The sequence below is a fragment of the Micromonospora sp. NPDC007220 genome, from assembly GCF_040634035.1.
Taxonomy (GTDB): domain Bacteria; phylum Actinomycetota; class Actinomycetes; order Mycobacteriales; family Micromonosporaceae; genus Micromonospora; species Micromonospora reichwaldensis.
The window spans coordinates 50430-67280 of sequence record NZ_JBEYEU010000013.1; the positions used below are offsets into that span (position 1 = coordinate 50430).

15 protein-coding genes are annotated in these 16851 nt (G+C 73.9%); 6 read left to right on the top strand and 9 right to left on the bottom strand.

From position 1 onward, the window contains the following. Nucleotides 1–29: 29 nt before the first annotated feature. Together ABZ573_RS21615 and ABZ573_RS21620 are read right to left on the bottom strand one after the other, a co-directional pair. The gene (locus ABZ573_RS21615; protein WP_151455063.1) at nt 30–1163 is read right to left on the bottom strand and encodes a Gfo/Idh/MocA family oxidoreductase; all 1134 of its coding nucleotides are present in this window, start codon (nt 1161–1163) and stop codon (nt 30–32) included. Continuing rightward, a complete protein-coding gene (locus tag ABZ573_RS21620) occupies nt 1160–2323 on the bottom strand; it encodes a DegT/DnrJ/EryC1/StrS family aminotransferase (RefSeq protein WP_327028023.1) in 1164 nt (387 codons plus the stop codon). Before ABZ573_RS21620 ends, ABZ573_RS21615 begins: the two co-directional genes overlap by 4 nt. 334 nt (nt 2324–2657) lie before the next feature. Between ABZ573_RS21620 and ABZ573_RS21625 the strand changes: the two genes are divergently transcribed. From ABZ573_RS21625 to ABZ573_RS21640, 4 genes are all read left to right on the top strand, one after another. After that, the gene (locus ABZ573_RS21625; protein WP_151455065.1) at nt 2658–3089 is read left to right on the top strand and encodes a type II 3-dehydroquinate dehydratase; all 432 of its coding nucleotides are present in this window, start codon (nt 2658–2660) and stop codon (nt 3087–3089) included. Nucleotides 3090–3180: 91 nt separating this feature from the next. Then, entirely contained in the window at nt 3181–3534 is a 354-nt protein-coding gene (locus ABZ573_RS21630) for a DoxX family protein (protein WP_151455066.1), read from the top strand. A 9-nt stretch (nt 3535–3543) separates the two neighbouring features. After that, nucleotides 3544–4479, top strand: a complete 936-nt coding sequence (locus tag ABZ573_RS21635; protein ID WP_358120351.1) for an ROK family protein — start codon at nt 3544–3546, stop codon at nt 4477–4479. Nucleotides 4480–4491: 12 nt separating this feature from the next. Then, nucleotides 4492–5052 (top strand): NAD(P)H-dependent oxidoreductase, encoded by a 561-nt coding sequence (locus ABZ573_RS21640; protein ID WP_151455068.1) that lies wholly within the window; start codon nt 4492–4494, stop codon nt 5050–5052. A gap of 193 nt (nt 5053–5245) precedes the next feature. On the opposite strand, the gene ABZ573_RS21645 is transcribed toward ABZ573_RS21640, so the two are convergent. From ABZ573_RS21645 to ABZ573_RS21675, 7 genes are all read right to left on the bottom strand, one after another. Beyond that, nucleotides 5246–6751 (bottom strand): MFS transporter, encoded by a 1506-nt coding sequence (locus ABZ573_RS21645; RefSeq protein ID WP_358120355.1) that lies wholly within the window; start codon nt 6749–6751, stop codon nt 5246–5248. Beyond that, a complete protein-coding gene (locus ABZ573_RS21650) occupies nt 6748–8562 on the bottom strand; it encodes an IucA/IucC family siderophore biosynthesis protein (protein WP_358120358.1) in 1815 nt (604 codons plus the stop codon). Before ABZ573_RS21650 ends, ABZ573_RS21645 begins: the two co-directional genes overlap by 4 nt. After that, the gene (locus tag ABZ573_RS21655) at nt 8559–9134 is read right to left on the bottom strand and encodes a GNAT family N-acetyltransferase (RefSeq protein WP_151455071.1); all 576 of its coding nucleotides are present in this window, start codon (nt 9132–9134) and stop codon (nt 8559–8561) included. Before ABZ573_RS21655 ends, ABZ573_RS21650 begins: the two co-directional genes overlap by 4 nt. Further along, on the bottom strand, nt 9131–10429 hold the full coding sequence (locus ABZ573_RS21660) for a SidA/IucD/PvdA family monooxygenase (RefSeq protein WP_358120362.1): 1299 nt from the start codon (nt 10427–10429) through the stop codon (nt 9131–9133). Before ABZ573_RS21660 ends, ABZ573_RS21655 begins: the two co-directional genes overlap by 4 nt. Before the next feature lie 28 nt (nt 10430–10457). Next, a complete protein-coding gene (locus ABZ573_RS21665; RefSeq protein WP_151455073.1) occupies nt 10458–12014 on the bottom strand; it encodes an aspartate aminotransferase family protein in 1557 nt (518 codons plus the stop codon). A gap of 141 nt (nt 12015–12155) precedes the next feature. Then, nucleotides 12156–13397 (bottom strand): MFS transporter, encoded by a 1242-nt coding sequence (locus ABZ573_RS21670; RefSeq protein ID WP_358120365.1) that lies wholly within the window; start codon nt 13395–13397, stop codon nt 12156–12158. Continuing rightward, nucleotides 13394–14104, bottom strand: coding sequence for a siderophore-interacting protein (locus tag ABZ573_RS21675; RefSeq protein WP_151455075.1), 711 nt, complete (start codon nt 14102–14104; stop codon nt 13394–13396). The genes ABZ573_RS21670 and ABZ573_RS21675 overlap by 4 nt, the downstream gene beginning before the upstream one ends. 98 nt (nt 14105–14202) lie before the next feature. On the opposite strand from ABZ573_RS21675, the gene ABZ573_RS21680 reads away from it, so the two are divergent. Both ABZ573_RS21680 and ABZ573_RS21685 read left to right on the top strand, forming a co-directional pair. Continuing rightward, entirely contained in the window at nt 14203–16272 is a 2070-nt protein-coding gene (locus tag ABZ573_RS21680; RefSeq protein ID WP_358120368.1) for a penicillin acylase family protein, read from the top strand. Then, a complete protein-coding gene (locus ABZ573_RS21685) occupies nt 16269–16829 on the top strand; it encodes a GNAT family N-acetyltransferase (RefSeq protein WP_358120371.1) in 561 nt (186 codons plus the stop codon). Before ABZ573_RS21680 ends, ABZ573_RS21685 begins: the two co-directional genes overlap by 4 nt. The last annotated feature ends 22 nt before the right edge of the window (nt 16830–16851 follow it).

Consider the following 16851-nt stretch of genomic DNA (forward strand, 5'->3'; position numbering starts at 1 on the left):
CCGGAAGCGAGTGTGGCCGACGGTGGTTCTCACCGGTCGCGATGGCCCGCCAGCGCGTGCTGCCGCTCCGGCGCGGTGGGCCGGGCGGACTGGTAGATCCGTTCGATGATGTCGATGGTCCGGCGGGCCTCGGCGACGGCCGCGCCCCGCGACGCCGGGTCGGCGAGCAGCGCGGGCAGCTCGTCGAGCTGGCGGTCGTACTCGGCGCCGATCGGCTCCTCGGGCAGCGACAGCCGGACGGTCTCGCCGTCCCGGGTGCGGGTCAGCACCGGCGCCGGCTCCCGGTTGGGGCTGAAGCCGAACGTGCAGCGCAGCGTCGCCGATCCGGCGGCGCCGTGCACGGTGACGGTGGTGCGGTCCAGCGACTCGTGCGAGGCCCAGCAGGCGTGCAGGGCGACCGAGGTCCCCTCGGCGGTGAGCAGGAAGCCCCGGGCGGTGTCCTCGACGTCCCCGGGGGCGCGACCACCGGCGCCGGTGTCGCTGCGCCAGGCGGCGTGGGCGGCGCTGTCGTTGACGAAGTCGTCGGAGACGCTGCCGATGGCGTGGGTGACCCGGGTCGGGCCGAGCATCGGCAGCACCGTGTCGAGCAGGTGCCAGCCGAGGTCCACCAGCGCTCCCCCGCCGGAGAGGTCGCGCCGGGTGAACCAGCCGCCCGCGTCGGGCACCCCCCGGGCGCGGACCCAGGCCACGTCGACGTGCCGGATCGGGCCCAGCTCGGCGGCCACCCCGGTCAGGGCCCGGATGTCGGCCCGGTAGCGGGCGGCGCTGCCGGCCAGCAGCACCGCGCCGCCGTCGCGTTCCGCGTCGGCCAGCAGGGTCGCCTCGGCGGAGGTCAGGCAGACCGGCTTCTCCAGGAACACCGGTACGCCCCGGCGCAGCAGCCGGACCGCCACGGTGGCGTGCAGGTGGTTCGGTACGGCGACCACCACCAGGTCGACCGCCCCGGCGGGCAGGTCGTCGACGTCGGCGTACGCGGACGGGACGTCGTGGGTGGCGCGGGCCCGGTCGCGTACGCCGGGCTCCGGGTCGACCACGGCGGTCACCTCGAAGCCCGGATGCGCGGCGAGCCGGGGCAGCCAGATCTCCCGCCCGGCCCACCCGAGGCCGGCCACCGCGACCCGCACCGGTCGGTCGGGCGCGGCGGCCGGGGGCAGGGCCGTCATCCGGCGAGGACGTCGGCGAGCACGGCGGCGATCTCGTGCATCTGCTGCTCCGTGCCGAGCAGGGTGCGGTGGTGCAGCCAGATGCAGTCGGAGTGGATCTGCTCGACGTTGGGGCAGCGGGCCGCGATCGCCTCGACCGACTCGTCGGGAGCGCCGGCCTTCCAGAAGCCCTCGCACCGGTAGATCGCCCGGAACGCCACGAACGCCGGGACGCCCCGGGCGATGAGCGCGTCGACCACGGCGCGGCGGCGCTCGATGGTGATCCCGGGGACGCGGAACATCGCCATGTAGTGCGGGTTGCGGTCGGTACGGGGGTCGGTGGTCTGCGGCACCACGCCGGGGATCTCGGCGAGCAGGCTCGACAGCAGCGGCCACCGCTGCTCGCGCAGCGCGATCTGCTCGTCCAGGCGGGACAGCTGGGCGCGCAGCACGGCGGCGGTGAACTCGCCCATCCGGTAGTTCGAGCCGGTGGTGCCGTGCAGGTAGTCCCGGTCGGTGCGGGGCCGGCCGCAGCTGTGCACGAGGAACGCCCGCTCGCGCAGCTCCTCGTCGGGGAAGAGCACCGCCCCGCCCTCGCCGGCAGTCATCAGCTTGCCGTTCTGGAAGCTGAACGCGGCCACCGAGCCGAGCGCCCCGGACCGCTTGCCCTGCCACTGCGCGCCGTGGGCGTGCGCCGCGTCCTGGAGCACCGCCACCCCCGCGTCGGCGGCGAGCTTGTCCAGCGCGTCCATGTCGGCGAACTGGCCGGCCATGTGCACCGGCATGACGACCTTGGTGCGGGGGGTGATCGCAGCCTCGACGGCGGCCGGGTCGATGCAGTAGGTGTCGAGGTCGACGTCGACCGGCACGGCGACCGCGCCGAGGCGCTGCGCGGCCAGCGAGGACGAGATGAACGTGAAGGCTGGGACGATCACCTCGGTGCCCGGCCCGACGCCGAGCACCTCCAGGGCGACCTCAAGGGCGTGGGTGCCGTTGGTGACGGCGAGCGCGTGCGGCGTGCCGTGGTAGTCACCGAACTCCTTCTCGAAGGAGTCGACCTCGCTGCCGCCCATCCGCCACCACTGCCCCTGTTCGAGGGCGCGGATCAGTCCGGCGCGCTCCTCGTCGCCGAACTGCGGCCACTCGGGGAACTCCGACACCGTCGAGGGCTGACCACTCATGACTTCCCACTTCCCAACTCGGGCAGACCAGGGGCTTCGCCGGACCATCGGGCGGGACGACCGGGTACCGCCGGCACGCGGTCCGGGCGCACCGGGGCGCCGATGGCCGGTTCGAGGTAGGTGACGCTTCCGTTGGAGTCGGCGGCGTCGCTTCGGCAGGGAGGACGGTAACCGAAGCGGACGCGCGGTCACCGCCCCTAACAGCCCCTAGCCACCCCTTAGTCCGCCGCGCCACGGCCACCGCCGGTTCGCCCGGCGTCGCGGGCGTAGTAAGACTGCGGTGGACCAGTCATCGGGCCTTGTCGGGACAGGGCCACGCCCCGCGAGGTGAAGCGTGTCGGACGTGTTGCTGCTGAACGGCCCGAACCTGGGCATCCTCGGCCGACGGGAGCCGGAGATCTACGGCACCGACACCCTGGACGACATCGAACGGGCCGTCGGCGAGGAGATCGCGGGACGGGGCTGGCGGGTGGTGGCCGAGCAGCACGACTGCGAGGGCGCCATGATCCGCGCCATCCAGGACAACTACGACACCGTGGGCGCCATCGTCAACCCGGGCGCCCTGATGATCGCGGGCTGGAGCCTGCGCGACGCGCTGGCCAACTATCCCCGGCCCTTCGTCGAGGTACACCTGTCCAACGTCTGGGCCCGGGAGAGCTTCCGGCACGACTCGGTGATCGCCCCGCTGGCCAGCGGCGTCATCGTCGGGCTCGGGTCGCTGGGCTACCGCCTGGCCGCCCGCGCCCTCGCCGCGACCGTCCGATGACGACCCGTCACCGCGCCGTCCGGCCCGATCGGCGTCGATGCGCCAGCGGTACGGTCGTCCGCACGTTCCGACTCTTCCCGAAGGACATCACGTGCACATTCCCATCCTCGTCCTGACCCTCATCCTCGCCGCGGTGTTCCTGGGCACCGCCGTGCCGAAGCTCACCGGGCAGGCGCAGATGCGCGAGCGGATGGACCACCTCGGCGTCTCGCCCGGGCTGACGCGCCTGCTCGGGGTGCTGGAACTCGCCGCGGTCGCCGGGCTGCTGCTCGGCCTGCTCTGGGCGCCGCTGGGCATCGCGGCGGCGATCGGCCTCGCCCTGCAGATGGTGGGCGCGGTGGTCTACCACGCCCGCGCGAAGGACCCGGCCCCGATGACCCTGACGCCGGTGATCTTCGCGGTGGCGGCCGTCGCGCTCGTGGTCCTGCACGTGCTTGAGGGCTGAGGCGCGGGCGTGACCGGTCCGCAGCGGGGCGACGGCGTGCTCGGTGTCGACGTCGGCGGCACCAAGGTGGCGCTGCGCGCGGAGGCGCCCGGACGGCCGGCGTACGACCGGACCTTCCGCTGGCCACGCGGCGCCGACCCGGCCGCGGACCTGGCCGCGCTGGCCGCCGAGGCGGACCGGCTGCGCGAGGTGTGGGGACCGGTGGGTGCGGTCGGGGTGGCGATGCCGGCGACCACGGACCCGGCGGGCACCGTCACCACCTGGCCCGGCCGGCCCGGTTGGGCGGGGCTGGACCTCGCCGGTGCGCTGCGCCGCCTCTTCCCCGACGCGGCGACGGCCGTCGCCGACGACGGTGACCTCGCCGCGCTGGCCGAGGCCCGGCACGCCGGCCGGGACGACGTGGTCTACCTGGGCGTCGGCACCGGGATCGGCGGCGGCGTGGTGCTGGCGGGGCGCTCGGTGCCCGGCCGCTCCTCCGCCGAGATCGGTCACATGGTCGTCGCCCTCGACGGCGAGCGCTGCGACTGCGGCCGGCGCGGCTGTCTCCAGTCGATCGCGTCCGGCCCGGCCACCCTGCGCCGGGCGGGCGCCGGCCGCGGCGCCGAGGTGAGCTTCGACGACCTGCGGGCGGGGCTCGACGAGCGCCGGCCGTGGGCGGTGGAGGCGGTCGACGCGAGCTGCCGGGCGCTGGCGGCGGCGGTCGTGAGCCTCGGCGAGCTGCTGGACCCGGCGCTGGCGATCGTGGGCGGCGGGTTCGCCGCCGGCCTGCCCGACTTCGTGCCGCTCGTCGCCGAGCGGGCCCGCGCCGCCGGCCGGCCCGGGCGGCCGGCGCCACCGGTGCGGGCCGCCGCCCTGGGCGGATTGTCGTCCCTGCACGGCGCGGTGGAGCTGGCCCGTGGCCTGACCGGCCCGCCGGCCCCCGTGCGTTCCGTACCCACCCTGTAGAGGAGATCAGCCATGGTCAGGATCGGTGTCATCGTCGGCAGCACGCGGCCCGGCCGCAAGGCCGACGCCGTGGCCCGCTGGGTGACCGACGTCGCCGCCAAGCGGGGCGACGCCACGGTCGAGCTGGTCGACATCGCCGACCACGACCTGCCGCACTTCGACGAGGTGCTGCCGCCGTCAATGGCGCCGTCGAGGCGCCCCGCCGTACGCCGCTGGGCGTCGACGATCGCCGGGTTCGACGGCTTCGTCTTCGTCACCCCGGAGTACAACCACTCGATCCCGGGCGCGCTGAAGGACGCCGTCGACTTCCTGTTCAAGGAGTGGCAGCACGCCTCCGCCGGCCTGGTCAGCTACGGCGTGCACGGCGGCACGCGGGCGGCGGAGCACCTGCGGCTGGTGCTCGGGCAGCTCGGCGTGGCCGACGTCCGGTCCCAGGTCGCGCTCTCCCTGACGACGGACTTCGTCAACTTCCGTGACTTCCGGCCGGCGGCGCACCACGAGCAGGCCCTCAACACCATGCTCGACGAGGTGGTCGCCTGGGCCGGCGCACTGCGGACGCTCCGCCGGCCCTGACGTCGACACGGTCGGGCCAGGCCCCGGCACCGTCCGGCCCTGACGCCGGCACCGTCCGGCCCCGGACGTCGACGCGGTCGGGCCGGACGCCGACGCCGCGGCTGGCGGCGGCGTCGGTCACCTGCGCGGCGACGAGCCCTTCCCCGCGGCACCGTCGGCTGGCGGAGCGGAACGGGGCGGGTCGGGTCGGCGCTCAGCCGGCCCGCTCGGCGCGGCGCAGCAGCGCGGCGGCCACGCAGCCGCCCGCGAAGACGGCCACGGCGCCGACCGTCTGCCCGGTCTCCAGGGCGGAGCGGAACGCGTCGGAGACCAGCGCGCGCTCCGACTCGCTGCGCGCGGCGGCCAGCGCGGCGGGGAACGAGCCGGCGCCGGCCACGGCGGCGGGCAGCAGCGCGGCGAAGCGGGCGTTGAGAATCGCGCCCAGCACGGCGACGCCGAGGCTGCTGCCGACCTCCGTCATGGTGCCGTCCACGCCCGCGCCCGCCCCGGCCTTCTCCGGCGGGATGGCGCTCATCACGGCCTCGACGATGGCAGGGTTGGCCACGGCGCAGCCGGCGCCCATCACCAGCAGGCCCGGCAGCAGCACCCCGTAGCCGTCCGACGGGGCGTGGGTGATCAGGGCGAGACCGGCGGCGAGCAGCGTCATGCCGAGGGCGATCGAGTACGCCAGCCCGAGCCGGTGGATCACCCGCGTGGCGACGCCGCCCACGTTCAGCAGGACGATGGAGAGCGCGAACGGCATCATCCGCAGCCCCGCCTCCCAGGCCGGGTAGCCGCGGACGAACTGGAGGTGCTGGGTGAGCAGGAACAGCGCGCCGGTGGCGCCGAAGGTGATCAGGACGACGCCGGAGACCGCGCCCACGAAGCGGGGGTTGCGGAAGAAGTGCATGTCCAGCATGGGGTCGGCGACCCGCCGTTCCCAGGCCACGAAGGCGGCGAGCAGGAGCACCCCGGTCACCGCCGCGACGAGCACCGGGGTGGCGGCCCAGCCGTGTTCCGGCCCGGCGATGATCGCGTAGACGACCGCGGTCAGGCCGGCCGTGGAGAGCAGCACCCCGCCCAGGTCGAGGCGCCCGCCGGCCGGCTGGCGCGACTCCGGCACCAGCGCCCACGCCGCCACCAGGCAGACCAGCACGATCGGGACGTTGACCAGGAAGATCGCCCCCCACGGCAGGTGGGCGAGGACGAGCCCACCGAAGGGCGGCCCGGCCGCGAAGCCCAGCGCGCTCGCCGCCGCCCAGAGGCCGATCGCCCGGGACCGCTCGGCGTCGTCGAAGACCTGCACCGCCACCGCGAGGGTGGCGGTGACCAGCAGCGCGCCGCCGATCCCCATGCCTGCACGGGCCGCGATGAGCTGGCCGCTGGACTGGGCGAGCCCGGCGGCCAGCGACCCGAGCCCGAACAGCACGAGGCCGGCCAGCAGCATCCGGCGGCGACCGTACCGGTCGGCGGCGCTGCCCGCGGTGAGCAGCAGTCCGCACTGGACCAGCGCGTACGCGTTGATCATCCACTGCACGTCGGCGGTGCTGGCGGCCAGCTCGGTCGTGAGCACGGGGATCGCCACGGTCAGCACCGTGTTGTCGAGCACCACGGTGACCTGGGCGAGGCAGAGCACGGCGAGGATCAGCCACCGGCCCCGCACCCGACCGTCCGCGCCGCCGGCCGGCGCCCCGGCGGGGGGCGCGAGCGTCGTCGTCATCGGGCGGCCGGGGCGAAGCGGGCGATGGGGTTGGTCAGGGTGCCGACGAGTTGCAGCGCGGCCGACGGGTCGGCGAGGTCGACCATCTGCTGGTTGTTGCGCAGCTGGAGCCGGTTCAGGCAGGACAGTGCGAACTCCGGGGCGAACAGGTCGTAGCGCCGCAGCCGCTCGGCCAGGTGCGGGACGCTGTCGGCGTAGTCGGCGGCGCACCCGGCGACCGTCCGCCAGAAGGTCTCCTCGTCGAGGACGCCCTCGGTGACGAGGATGGCGCTGAGGTAGCGCAGGAAGCCGTCGAAGACGTCGGTGAAGATGGAGAGCAGCTTCATGTCCTCCGGCACGTCGGCCCTGACCCGTTCGACCAGCGGGGGCAGGTCGGCCTCCGGGTCCATCACCACGATCTCCTCGGCGATGTCCTTGAAGATCGCCCGCTCGACCGTCCCGCCGTCCAGGACGAGGATGACGTTCTCGCCGTGTGGCATGAACGCCAGGTCGTGGGCGTAGAAGCTGTGCAGCAGCGGGGTGAGGTAGGCGTCGAGGTAGCGGCGCAGCCACACCTGCGGCGCCAGCCCCGACCGGGCGATGAGCGCGGCGGCAAACGAGCGGCCCTCGCGGTCGGTGTGCAGCAGGGACGCCATGGTGGCCAGTCGCCGGCCCGGCTCCAGCGCGGGCACCGGGCTCTCCCGCCACAGGGCCGCCAGCATCTTGCGGTACGGGGAGTACCGGTCGGTCGCCGCCTCGTACTCCAGGTGCCGGTACCCGACGGCGGCCCGCTCGCGGATGATCGTCAGCCCGGTGCGCTTGAGGACCTCGTCGCCGTCGATCAGCTCGGCGAGCCAGTCGTTGATGGCCGGGGTGGCTGCCATGTACGCGGCCGACAGCCCCCGCATGAAGCCCATGTTCAGCACGGACAGCGCGGTCTTGACGTAGTGCCGGGACGGGTCGGTGACGTTGAAGAAGGTGCGGATGGACTGCTGGGCGAGGTATTCGTCGGGGCCGGGGCCGAGGCACACGAGCCGGCGCTGCGCCACCTCGGCGGCGAACGTGACGGAGATCCGGTTCCACCACTGCCACGGATGCACCGGGATGAGCAGGTAGTCGGCCGGGTCGAGGCCGAGCCCGGTCAGGGTGTCGGCGAACCCGGCGCGGGTCTCCTCGTCGAGCTCGGCGCGGATCAGGGTGTCGTAGTCGAGGTCGGCGGCACAGCTGAAGCTCGTCCGGTCGCGGTGCCCGGCCACCCAGAGCAGCCGCAGCGGGCGGCCGGCCTCCGGGGCGTACGCCCGGTATTCGTCGACGCCGAAGCCGATGCGGCCGTTGTTGGCGACGAAGCCCGGGTGGCCCTCGGTCATCTGGGTCTCGATGGCCTGGAAGTCCGCGTCGGCGAGCTCGGCGGCGCTGACCGCCGGCTTGTCGAGCTTGTACGCGGTGCTGGCCAGCGTGGAGCTGATCTCCTCCAGGTAGACGGGGAGGATCTGGTCGCTCAGCCCGAGCGCCCCGCGCAGGTCGAGGCAGAACTCCAGGGCGTCCAGCGGCAGCTCGGCGTCGCCGCGGTGGCGGGTGATGCTGTCGGCGTCGATGCGCCAGTGGTCCAGGGCCAGCAGGCTCGCGGTGAACCGGTAGACGACCTCGCCGTCGTCGCCGCGCACCTGGTAGCGCCGCTCCCCCGTCACGGATGCCGCCTGGTCCGCGTCGAGCGGCTCGGGCGCGAGCAGGCGCTCGTGGGCGAACTCGGCCAGCGCCTTGCGGACCAGCAGCCGGTTGGCGTGCGCCCAGTTGGCGGGCGTCAGGTGGGCCACGGATGCGAGCGGGTTCACGCGGGCACGTCTCCTCGGGTTGCGGCGTGGAACTGGTCACGGGTGCAGACGCTGAGCAACGCGTCCTTCTCGGGCTTGCGGATCGGGCCCACCACGGTGAAGCCGACGGCCGCGTTGAGCGCGTGCACCGCCGTGTTGCGCACGTCGGGCTCCACGACGACCCGCCGGGTGGCCGGGTCGGCGAAGAGCCACGCCATCACCGTCGTGATCACCGCCCGGGTGAAGCCGTGCACCGGGGCGTCGGCGGGGGCGCAGAGGAAGTGCATGCCGACGTCGCCGTCGGCCGCGTCGTACAGGCCGACGAGCTCGACGTGGGCGGGGTCGTACCGCTCGGCGAGGAAGGCCGGTCGACCCTCGTGCAGGCCGAGGAACGCGTCGTGGTGTGGGTGCGCGGCGATCCGCCGGTACTCCTCGGCGACCCGGGCCACGTCGGCGTCCTGCATGAGCCAGAACGCCGCCTTCGGGTGGGTCACCCAGCGGTGCAGCAGCGGCGCGTCGGCGTCCGGGTCGAGCGTACGCAGGGCGAACTCGCCGAGCCGGCCGTCGGCGCGACGGTGGACGACCTCGGTCACGACGCGGCCCCGGCCGGCACGCCGAACTCCTGGAAGGCGATGCCCTTCTCGATCGGGTAGTGCTCGCGGCCCAGCAGCTCGCGGATGATCCACGAGTTGCGGTACGGGCCCATGCCCAGGTCGGGCGAGGTGACGCTGTGCGTGTGGGTGCCGGCGTTCTGGAGGAAGATGCCCCGGCCGGTGTGGTCGATGCTGTAGTTGCGGGCCACGTCGAAGCGCCCGTGCGCGTCCCAGCGGATCCGGTCGCGCACCGGCTCCAGGAACTCCGGTACCCGGTAGTGGTAGCCGGTCGCCAGCACCAGCCCCTCGGTGTCCAGCGTGAAGTCGCGCTCCTGCTCGACGTTGCGCAGCCCCAGCGTGTACGTCCCGCTCGACTCGTCGTGGGTGGCGGTGGTCAGCGCGGTGTTGGTCAGCAGCCGGGTGCGGACCGGGCCGGGGATGCTCTTGGCGTAGAGCAGGTCGTAGATCTCGTTGATCAGGTCGGCGTTGATGCCCTTGAACAGCCCCTTCTGCTCGGACTCCAGCCGGTAGCGGGTGGACTCCGGCAGGGCGTGGAAGTAGTCCACGTAGTCCGGCGAGGTCATCTCGAGGGTGAGCTTGGTGTATTCGAGGGGGAAGAACCGGGGCGAACGGGTCACCCAGTTGAGCTGGTAGCCGCACGTGTCGATGTCGCCGAGCAGGTCGTGGTAGATCTCGGCCGCGCTCTGCCCGCTGCCGACGACGGTGATGCTCCGCTTGGCGCGCAGCGCCGCCCGGTGCTCCAGGTACTGCGAGTTGTGGATCGCGTCGCCGCCGAGGCCCGCGCAGGCCTCCGGCACGTACGGCGGGGTGCCGGTGCCGAGCACCAGGTGCCGGGCCCGGTAGGTGACCGACCCGCCCGTGGCCGCCACCGTGGCCGTGACGGTGTAGTGCTCGTCGGCCGGGTCGAATTCGACCGCCGTGACCTGCTGCCCGAACCGGACGCCGCCCAGCTTGCCGGCGGCCCAGCGGCAGTAGTCGTCGTACTCGCTGCGCAGCGGGAAGAAGCTCTCCCGGATGTAGAACGGGTACAGCCGCCCGGACTCCTTCAGGTAGCTCAGGAAGGAGTACGGCGACGTCGGGTCGGCGAGCGTGACCAGGTCGGCGATGAACGGCGTCTGGAGCCGGGTCGACTCCAGCAGCATCCCGGGATGCCAGCTGAAGGCGTCCCGTGCCTCCAGGAAGATTCCGTCGAGCTCGTCGATCGGCTCGGTCAGGCAGGCCAGGCCCAGGTTGTACGGGCCCAGCCCGACGGCGATGAAGTCGTGCGTCGACATGCGGTTCTCCAGAGCGGGGGGCGGATCGTCAGCCGACGGGGCAGGACAGCTCGGCGGTGGTCCTGGTCTGGGCGTACCAGCCGGCGTGTTCGGCGAGGAGGTCGAGGACGTGGGCGATGTCGTCCATCGTGGTCTCGGGGTTGAGCAGGGTGAGCTTGAGGTAGTGCGCGCCGTCGACCTTGGTACCGGCGACGAGCCCGGCGCCGGAGGCGGCCAGCGCCTCGCGGGCGTACAGGTTGGCGTCGTCGACGACCTCCCGGCCGGCGGCGGCCGGCAGGTAGCGGAAGACCACGGTGCTCAGCTGCGAGCGGGTCACCACCTCGAAGCGGGGGTCCCCGCTGAGCAGCTGCCACGCGGCGGCGGCCCGGTCGACCACCTCGTCGAAGAGCTCGCCGATCGCGTCCGGCCCCATGATCCGCAGGGTCAGCCAGAGCTTGAGGGCGTCGAATCGGCGGGTGGTCTGGATGCTCTTGTCGACCTGGTTGGGGATGCGCTGCTCGACCATCCGCGCCGGGTTGAGGTAGTCGGCGTGCCAGGTGGCGTGCCGCAGCACGCGCCGGTCGCGCACCAGCAGCGCGCTGGAGCTGACCGGCTGGAAGAACGACTTGTGGTAGTCGACGGTGACCGAGTCGGCCCGCTCGATGCCGTCGAGCAGGTGCCGCCGGGTCGGCGACACCAGCAGCCCGCAGCCGTACGCGGCGTCGACGTGCAGCCACACGCCGGCGGCGGCGCAGATGTCGGCGATCTGCGGCAGCGGGTCGATGGTGCCGAAGTCGGTGGTGCCACCGGTGGCGACGACGGCCATCACCACCAGCCCCTCCTCCCGGCACCGGGCGATCTCCCGGGCCAGGTCGGCGGTGCGCATCCGCCGGTCGGCGTCGGTGGGCACGGTGACCACCGCGTCGGCGCCGAGGCCGAGCAGCTTGGCCGCCTTCTGCACGCTGAAGTGACCGGCCGCCGAGGTGAGGATGCGCAGTCGCGACAGCAGCTCCGGGCGGGACTGCCGCTCGGTCGCCCTGCCGACCAGGTTCGCGCAGGTCTCCTCGCGGGCCAGCAGCATCGCCTGGAGGTTGGACTGGGTGCCGCCGCTGGTGAAGATGCCGTCGGCGGCCGGCCCCAGCCCGATCCGGTCGGCCGTCCAGTCGATGAGCCGACGCTCGATCAGGGTGCCGCCGGCGCTCTGGTCCCAGGTGTCCAGCGAGGAGTTGACGGCGCTGAGCACCGCCTCGCCGAGCAGCGCGGGGATCACCACCGGGCAGTTGAGGTGCGCGAGGTAGCGGGGGTGGTGGAAGTAGACGGCGTCGCGCAGGTAGACGTCGTGCAGCTCGTCGAGCGCGGCGCCGCTGTCGCCCAGCGGCCGGTCCAGGTCGATGCCGGCGATCCGCGGCACCAGCTCGTCCGGTGTCACGCCGGTGAACGGCCGGTCCACCTCGGCCATCCGGGTCGCGACCCGGCCGATCCCCTCGGCCAGCACGCGCCGGTAGTCCTCCACCGTGCCGGCGGTGAAGAGGTGGGCGCGGGCGCCGTCGGAGGCGGGGGTCACCCCGGTCGAAGGCACCTGGACGGTGGATCCGGGCAGGCTCATGCGGGTCCTCAACGGTCGGGAATGGACGGTACGGCGGGATGGCGGGACGTCACCATCCGCCCGCAGTCGGTGATCGAGCGAGCTTAGGTTACCCTAACCTAAGGATGTGTCAACATCGTTGCCCACATTGAGCGATATCACTCAGCCGGACACCTTCGACAACTCGCGCTCCCCCGGCGCCACAACGGATCGGGGCGGGAACCGCCGCTGGTGCCCGAGGCCCAGCGCGACGCCCAGCGCCACCAGGACGACGGAGGCGACCGCGACCGCGGGATAGCCGAACACCTCGGCCGCGGCCAGCGCGACGGAGGCCGCCACGAACGAGCAGACCAGCCCGAACGACGACAGCACCGTGAAGTCCGTACCGCCCGTGCCGGGCCGGGAGTAGTCCATGTTGACCGTGTAGAGCACGACGTTGGCGATCGTGTAGGCGGCCATGAAGCAGCAGAGCGCGGCGACCGTCCCGGCGAGCGGGGCCCGGCCGTTCAGCAACGGCAGCAGCATCGCCGTGGACAGCGCGAGCGCCACTCCCCCGGCGACGAGCACGCGGCCCCGCCCGAACCGGCCGATCGCGGCCCCGGAGACCAGACCGGCCACGATGGCCGGCAGGCTGATCACCACGCCGGTCACCACACCGATGCGCGCCAGGGACCAGTCCGCGTCCACCAGGGCCGGCGTCACCAGGGCGTACGTCGCGCCCGCGCCGATGTAGACCAGCGGCACCACGCCGAAGGTCCACCGGCGGCAGCCGGGCTGGCTCAGCACCGACAGCAGCGCCCGGTACGCCGCACCGGCGCTTTCGACGCGGTCGGTGCGGTCCGGCTCGCGGAACCGCCACACCACCAGCAGGCCGACGGCGGTCAGGGCGGCGAGCAGCAGGATCGCGGGCGCCCACCCGAAGCGGTCGTAGACGACCACGCAGGCGCCGCCGCCGAGCAGGTTGCCGACGTAGCTCGCGGCGACCTGGATGCCGTTGCCGGTGCCCCTCGAGCGCTCGGAGAGCAGCCGGACGGCGACGGCGTCGACGGCGATGTCCTGCGTCGCGGAGAGGAACACGTACGCGACGCAGATCGCGACGACCGGCCCGAGCTGCGCGGCCGGGCGGTCGAACGGCAGCAGCGCCAGCAGGGCCAGCACCAGGCCGCCCTGGAGCACCAGCAGCCAGGACCGGTAGTGACCACGGTGGCGGGAGCCGTACCGGTCGAGGACGGGCGCCCAGAGGAACTTGATCGGCCAGACCAGTCCGACGAACTGCAACAGCGCCAGCGTGTCGAGGGAGGTGCCGCCGTCGCGCAGGATGGCGGTCAGCCCGACGGTGATGAAGCCGATGCCGAGGTACTGCGTGACGTAGAGCGCGGTCAGCGTGCCGAGCCGACCTCTCACCGGGCGCTCCAGTAGGCCAGCGAGGTGAGCTGGTGCTTGCCGACGCCCAGGTTCCGCCGCACGTGCTTGGTGATGCCGCGCGTGCTGGCCGCCTCGCAGGCCACCCAGTAGTGGGCGTCCTCGGCGGCGGGCAGCGCCGCGCAGACCGTCTCGACCAGGTGCTGGCCCTCGTCGCGGCGCGGCACCCAGGTGACCTGGTGCCTGGCGTGGGCGCGCGGCGCCAGCTCCTTCTCACCCTCGTGGGCGTACTCCAGCCAGACCGTCGCCGGGGTGTCGGGGGACGCGGCGAGCAGGCTGTTCACCGCCGGGAGCGAGGCGGCGTCACCCACCAGGTACAGGTGCTGCGGGGCGGGGTCCGGCAGGTTGAAGGCGGTGCCCTGCACGGTGGCCTCGATGGTGTCGCCGACCTGGGCGGCGGCGGCCCACCGGGCGGCGCATCCGTCGTGGATGGCGAACTCCAGGTCGAAGCGGCCGGTCTCCGGGTCGGGATCGACGAGGGTGTACGCGCGCTGGTGCGGCTTGCCGTCGTTGTCGAACCACAGCCGCACCCACATGGTGGGGTGCACGCCGCACGCCTCCAGCAGCCCGCCGCCGTCCATGCGCAGTCGACGGTAGCGCTCGCCGACGGCCTCGGTGCCGAGCACGGTCAGCCGGAATTCGCGGCCGCCCATCGCCTTGAGCACCAGGGCTTCCCAGTTTCGCTTCACGCACCCCTCCAGGTAAGGTCTGCCTCAGTTAGGGGAGGGTAGCCTAAGTTGACATTCCTGTGGCAGGCGGGACAACCGCCCATCCGCCCGGCGCGACGATGACCGGCGTCCATCGCGACCGGTGGGGTGTGCCGCACCTGAGCGCCGACAGCGTCGACGGCCTCGCCCGGTTGCAGGGCCGGGTCGCCGCCGTCGACCGGGCCTGGCAGATCGAAGTGGAACGGTGGCGCTCCGAGGGCCGGCTCGCCGAGCGGGTCGGCCCCGCCGAGCTGGCCTGGGACCGCTTCGCCCGCCGGGCCCGCCTCGACGACACCGCCCGGCGCTGCTACGAGCGGCTCGCCCCCGCCACCCGGCAGTGGGTCGGCGCCTACGTCGACGGGGTCAACGAGGGACTCGCCGAGGGCGCCGCCGCGGCACCCGAGTTCGCGGCGGTCGGCTGCGCCCCGGGCCGGTGGCGGCCGTGGTCGCCGCTGGGGGTCTTCCTCGTCCAGCACGTGCTCTTCTCCACCTTCCCCAACAAGCTGTGGCACGCCCACGTCGCCGCCACCCTCGGCCCGTCCGCGACGGACCTGTTCGCCGTCGAGGGCCCCGACGGGTCGGGCAGCAACGCCTGGGCCGTGCCCGGCGACCCCGGCACCGGACGGGCGCCCGTCATCGCCGGCGACCCGCACCGCATCCTCGAACTGCCCGGCATCTACCAGCAGGTGCGCCTCGCCTGCCCCGAGTTCGACGTGTTCGGCTTCGCGTTCCCCGGCGTGCCCGGCCTCCCCCACTTCGGACACGCCGGCGAGGTCGCCTGGGCCGTCACCAACGCGATGGCCGACTACCAGGACCTCTACCGCGAACAACTGCGCCGCGACGGCGACCGGGTGCTGGTCCGCGAGGCCGACGGCTGGGCGCCGGCACACCGGCACGTCGAGCGGATCGAGGTCCGCGGCGGCGAACCGGAGTCCGTCGAGGTGATCGAGACGCCACGCGGACCGGTCGTCGACCACGACCGGGACACCGGCGAGGCGATCAGCCTGCGTACCCCCAGCCGGGTCGCGCAGCGCCTGGGCTTCGACGCGCTGCTGCCGCTGCTGCGCGCCCGCAGCGCCGACGACGTCGCCGACGCGCTGCGCGACTGGGTCGAGCCGGTCAACAGCGTCCTGGTCGCCGACCGGCGCGGAACGGTCCACCAGTTGGTCGCCGGCCTCGTCCCGCTCCGCGACGACCGGTGCCGCCGGGAGCCGGTGCCCGGCGACGATCCCCGGTACCGGTGGCAGGGCGGCTACGCCGAGCCGCGCCGCACCGCCGTCGACGGGTTCGCGGTCTGCGCCAACGACCGCCGCCCCGACGTGGCGGACCTCGGCACCGGCTTCGCCCCGCCGCACCGGGCCCGCCGCATCCGCGCCCTGCTCGCCGACGGCGCCCGGGCGGAGGCCGTACACATGGACACCCGGCTGGCGGCCGGGGCGCTGCGCGGCCTGCTCGACCGGGTCGACCCCGGCGGGCTCAGCGGGCCGGCCCGGCGGCTGCGGGACCGGCTGGCCACGTGGGACGGGGACATGCGGGCCGACAGCGCCGACGCCGGCGCCTGGGCCGCCTGGCGCGCGGCCCTGGCCCGCAGGTTGTACGACCACCCGTGCCTGCGTCCGCTGCGCGACGCCCCGAGCGCGTTCGACGGCCTGTTCGCGCCGTGGACCGACCCGCTGTCCCGCATCGGCCACGCCCTGGAGGGGGTGGCCACCGGGCTGCACCGCCTCGGCGGCGAGATCGGTCCCGTGGCGGCCGGGGCGCTCGAGGACGTCGCGGCGGGCGACCCGCCGGGGCCGTGGGGCCGGCGGCACGTGCTGCACCCCGTCCACCTCGGCGTGGCGGCGGCCACCGACGAGGCGGTACGGGGCATGCGGGAGCGGGTCGAGCTGGCCGGCGACGCCGACTGCGTGCTGGCCACGTCGAGCGTGCCCGGCGTGTCCGACGCGTGCTGGCGGGGCCCGGTGGCCCGCTACGTGTGGGACCTGACCGACCCCGCCGAGAGCCGCTGGATCGTCCCCTTCGGCGCGTCCGGGCGCCCCGGCGACCCGCACTTCGACGACCAACTGCCACTGTGGGCCGGCGGCGAGCTGGTTCCGGTGGTCACCGACTGGCGAGAACTCACCCCAGAACCAGGAGACGCGACACCGTGACATATCAGGAGAACATCCCCGGCTTCGGCGAGCTGTCGCTCGTCGCGCTGGACCCGAAGGCCCACGCGGAGCTGGTGCACGGCTGGGTGACCGAGCCCCGGGCGGCGTTCTGGGGCATGGGTTCGCACTCGGTCGACGAGGTGCGGGAGATCTACGAGTTCGTCGACGGCCTCGACACCCACCACGCGTACCTGGTCATGCTCGACGACGCGCCGGTCGGCCTGTTCCAGACCTACCAGCCGGAGGCGGACCCGGTCGGCGAGCGCTACACCGTGCGGCCCGGCGACGTCGGCATGCACCTGCTGCTCGCCCCCGGGAGGCGCCCGCCGAAGGGCCTCACCACCGCCATCGGCCCCGCCCTCGCCCGCTACCTGTTCGCCGACCCCACCCGGCTCCGGATCGTCGTCGAGCCCGACGTCCGCAACGAGCGCGCGCTCGACCGGCTGCGGCGGGAGGGCTTCACCTTCGCCGACGAGATCGACATGCCCGACAAGCGGGCCCAGCTGGCGTTCCTCACCCGGGAGCGGTTCGAGGCGGACCACGCCGTGCCGGCCTGAGGGCGCGGTGCGACCGGCCGGC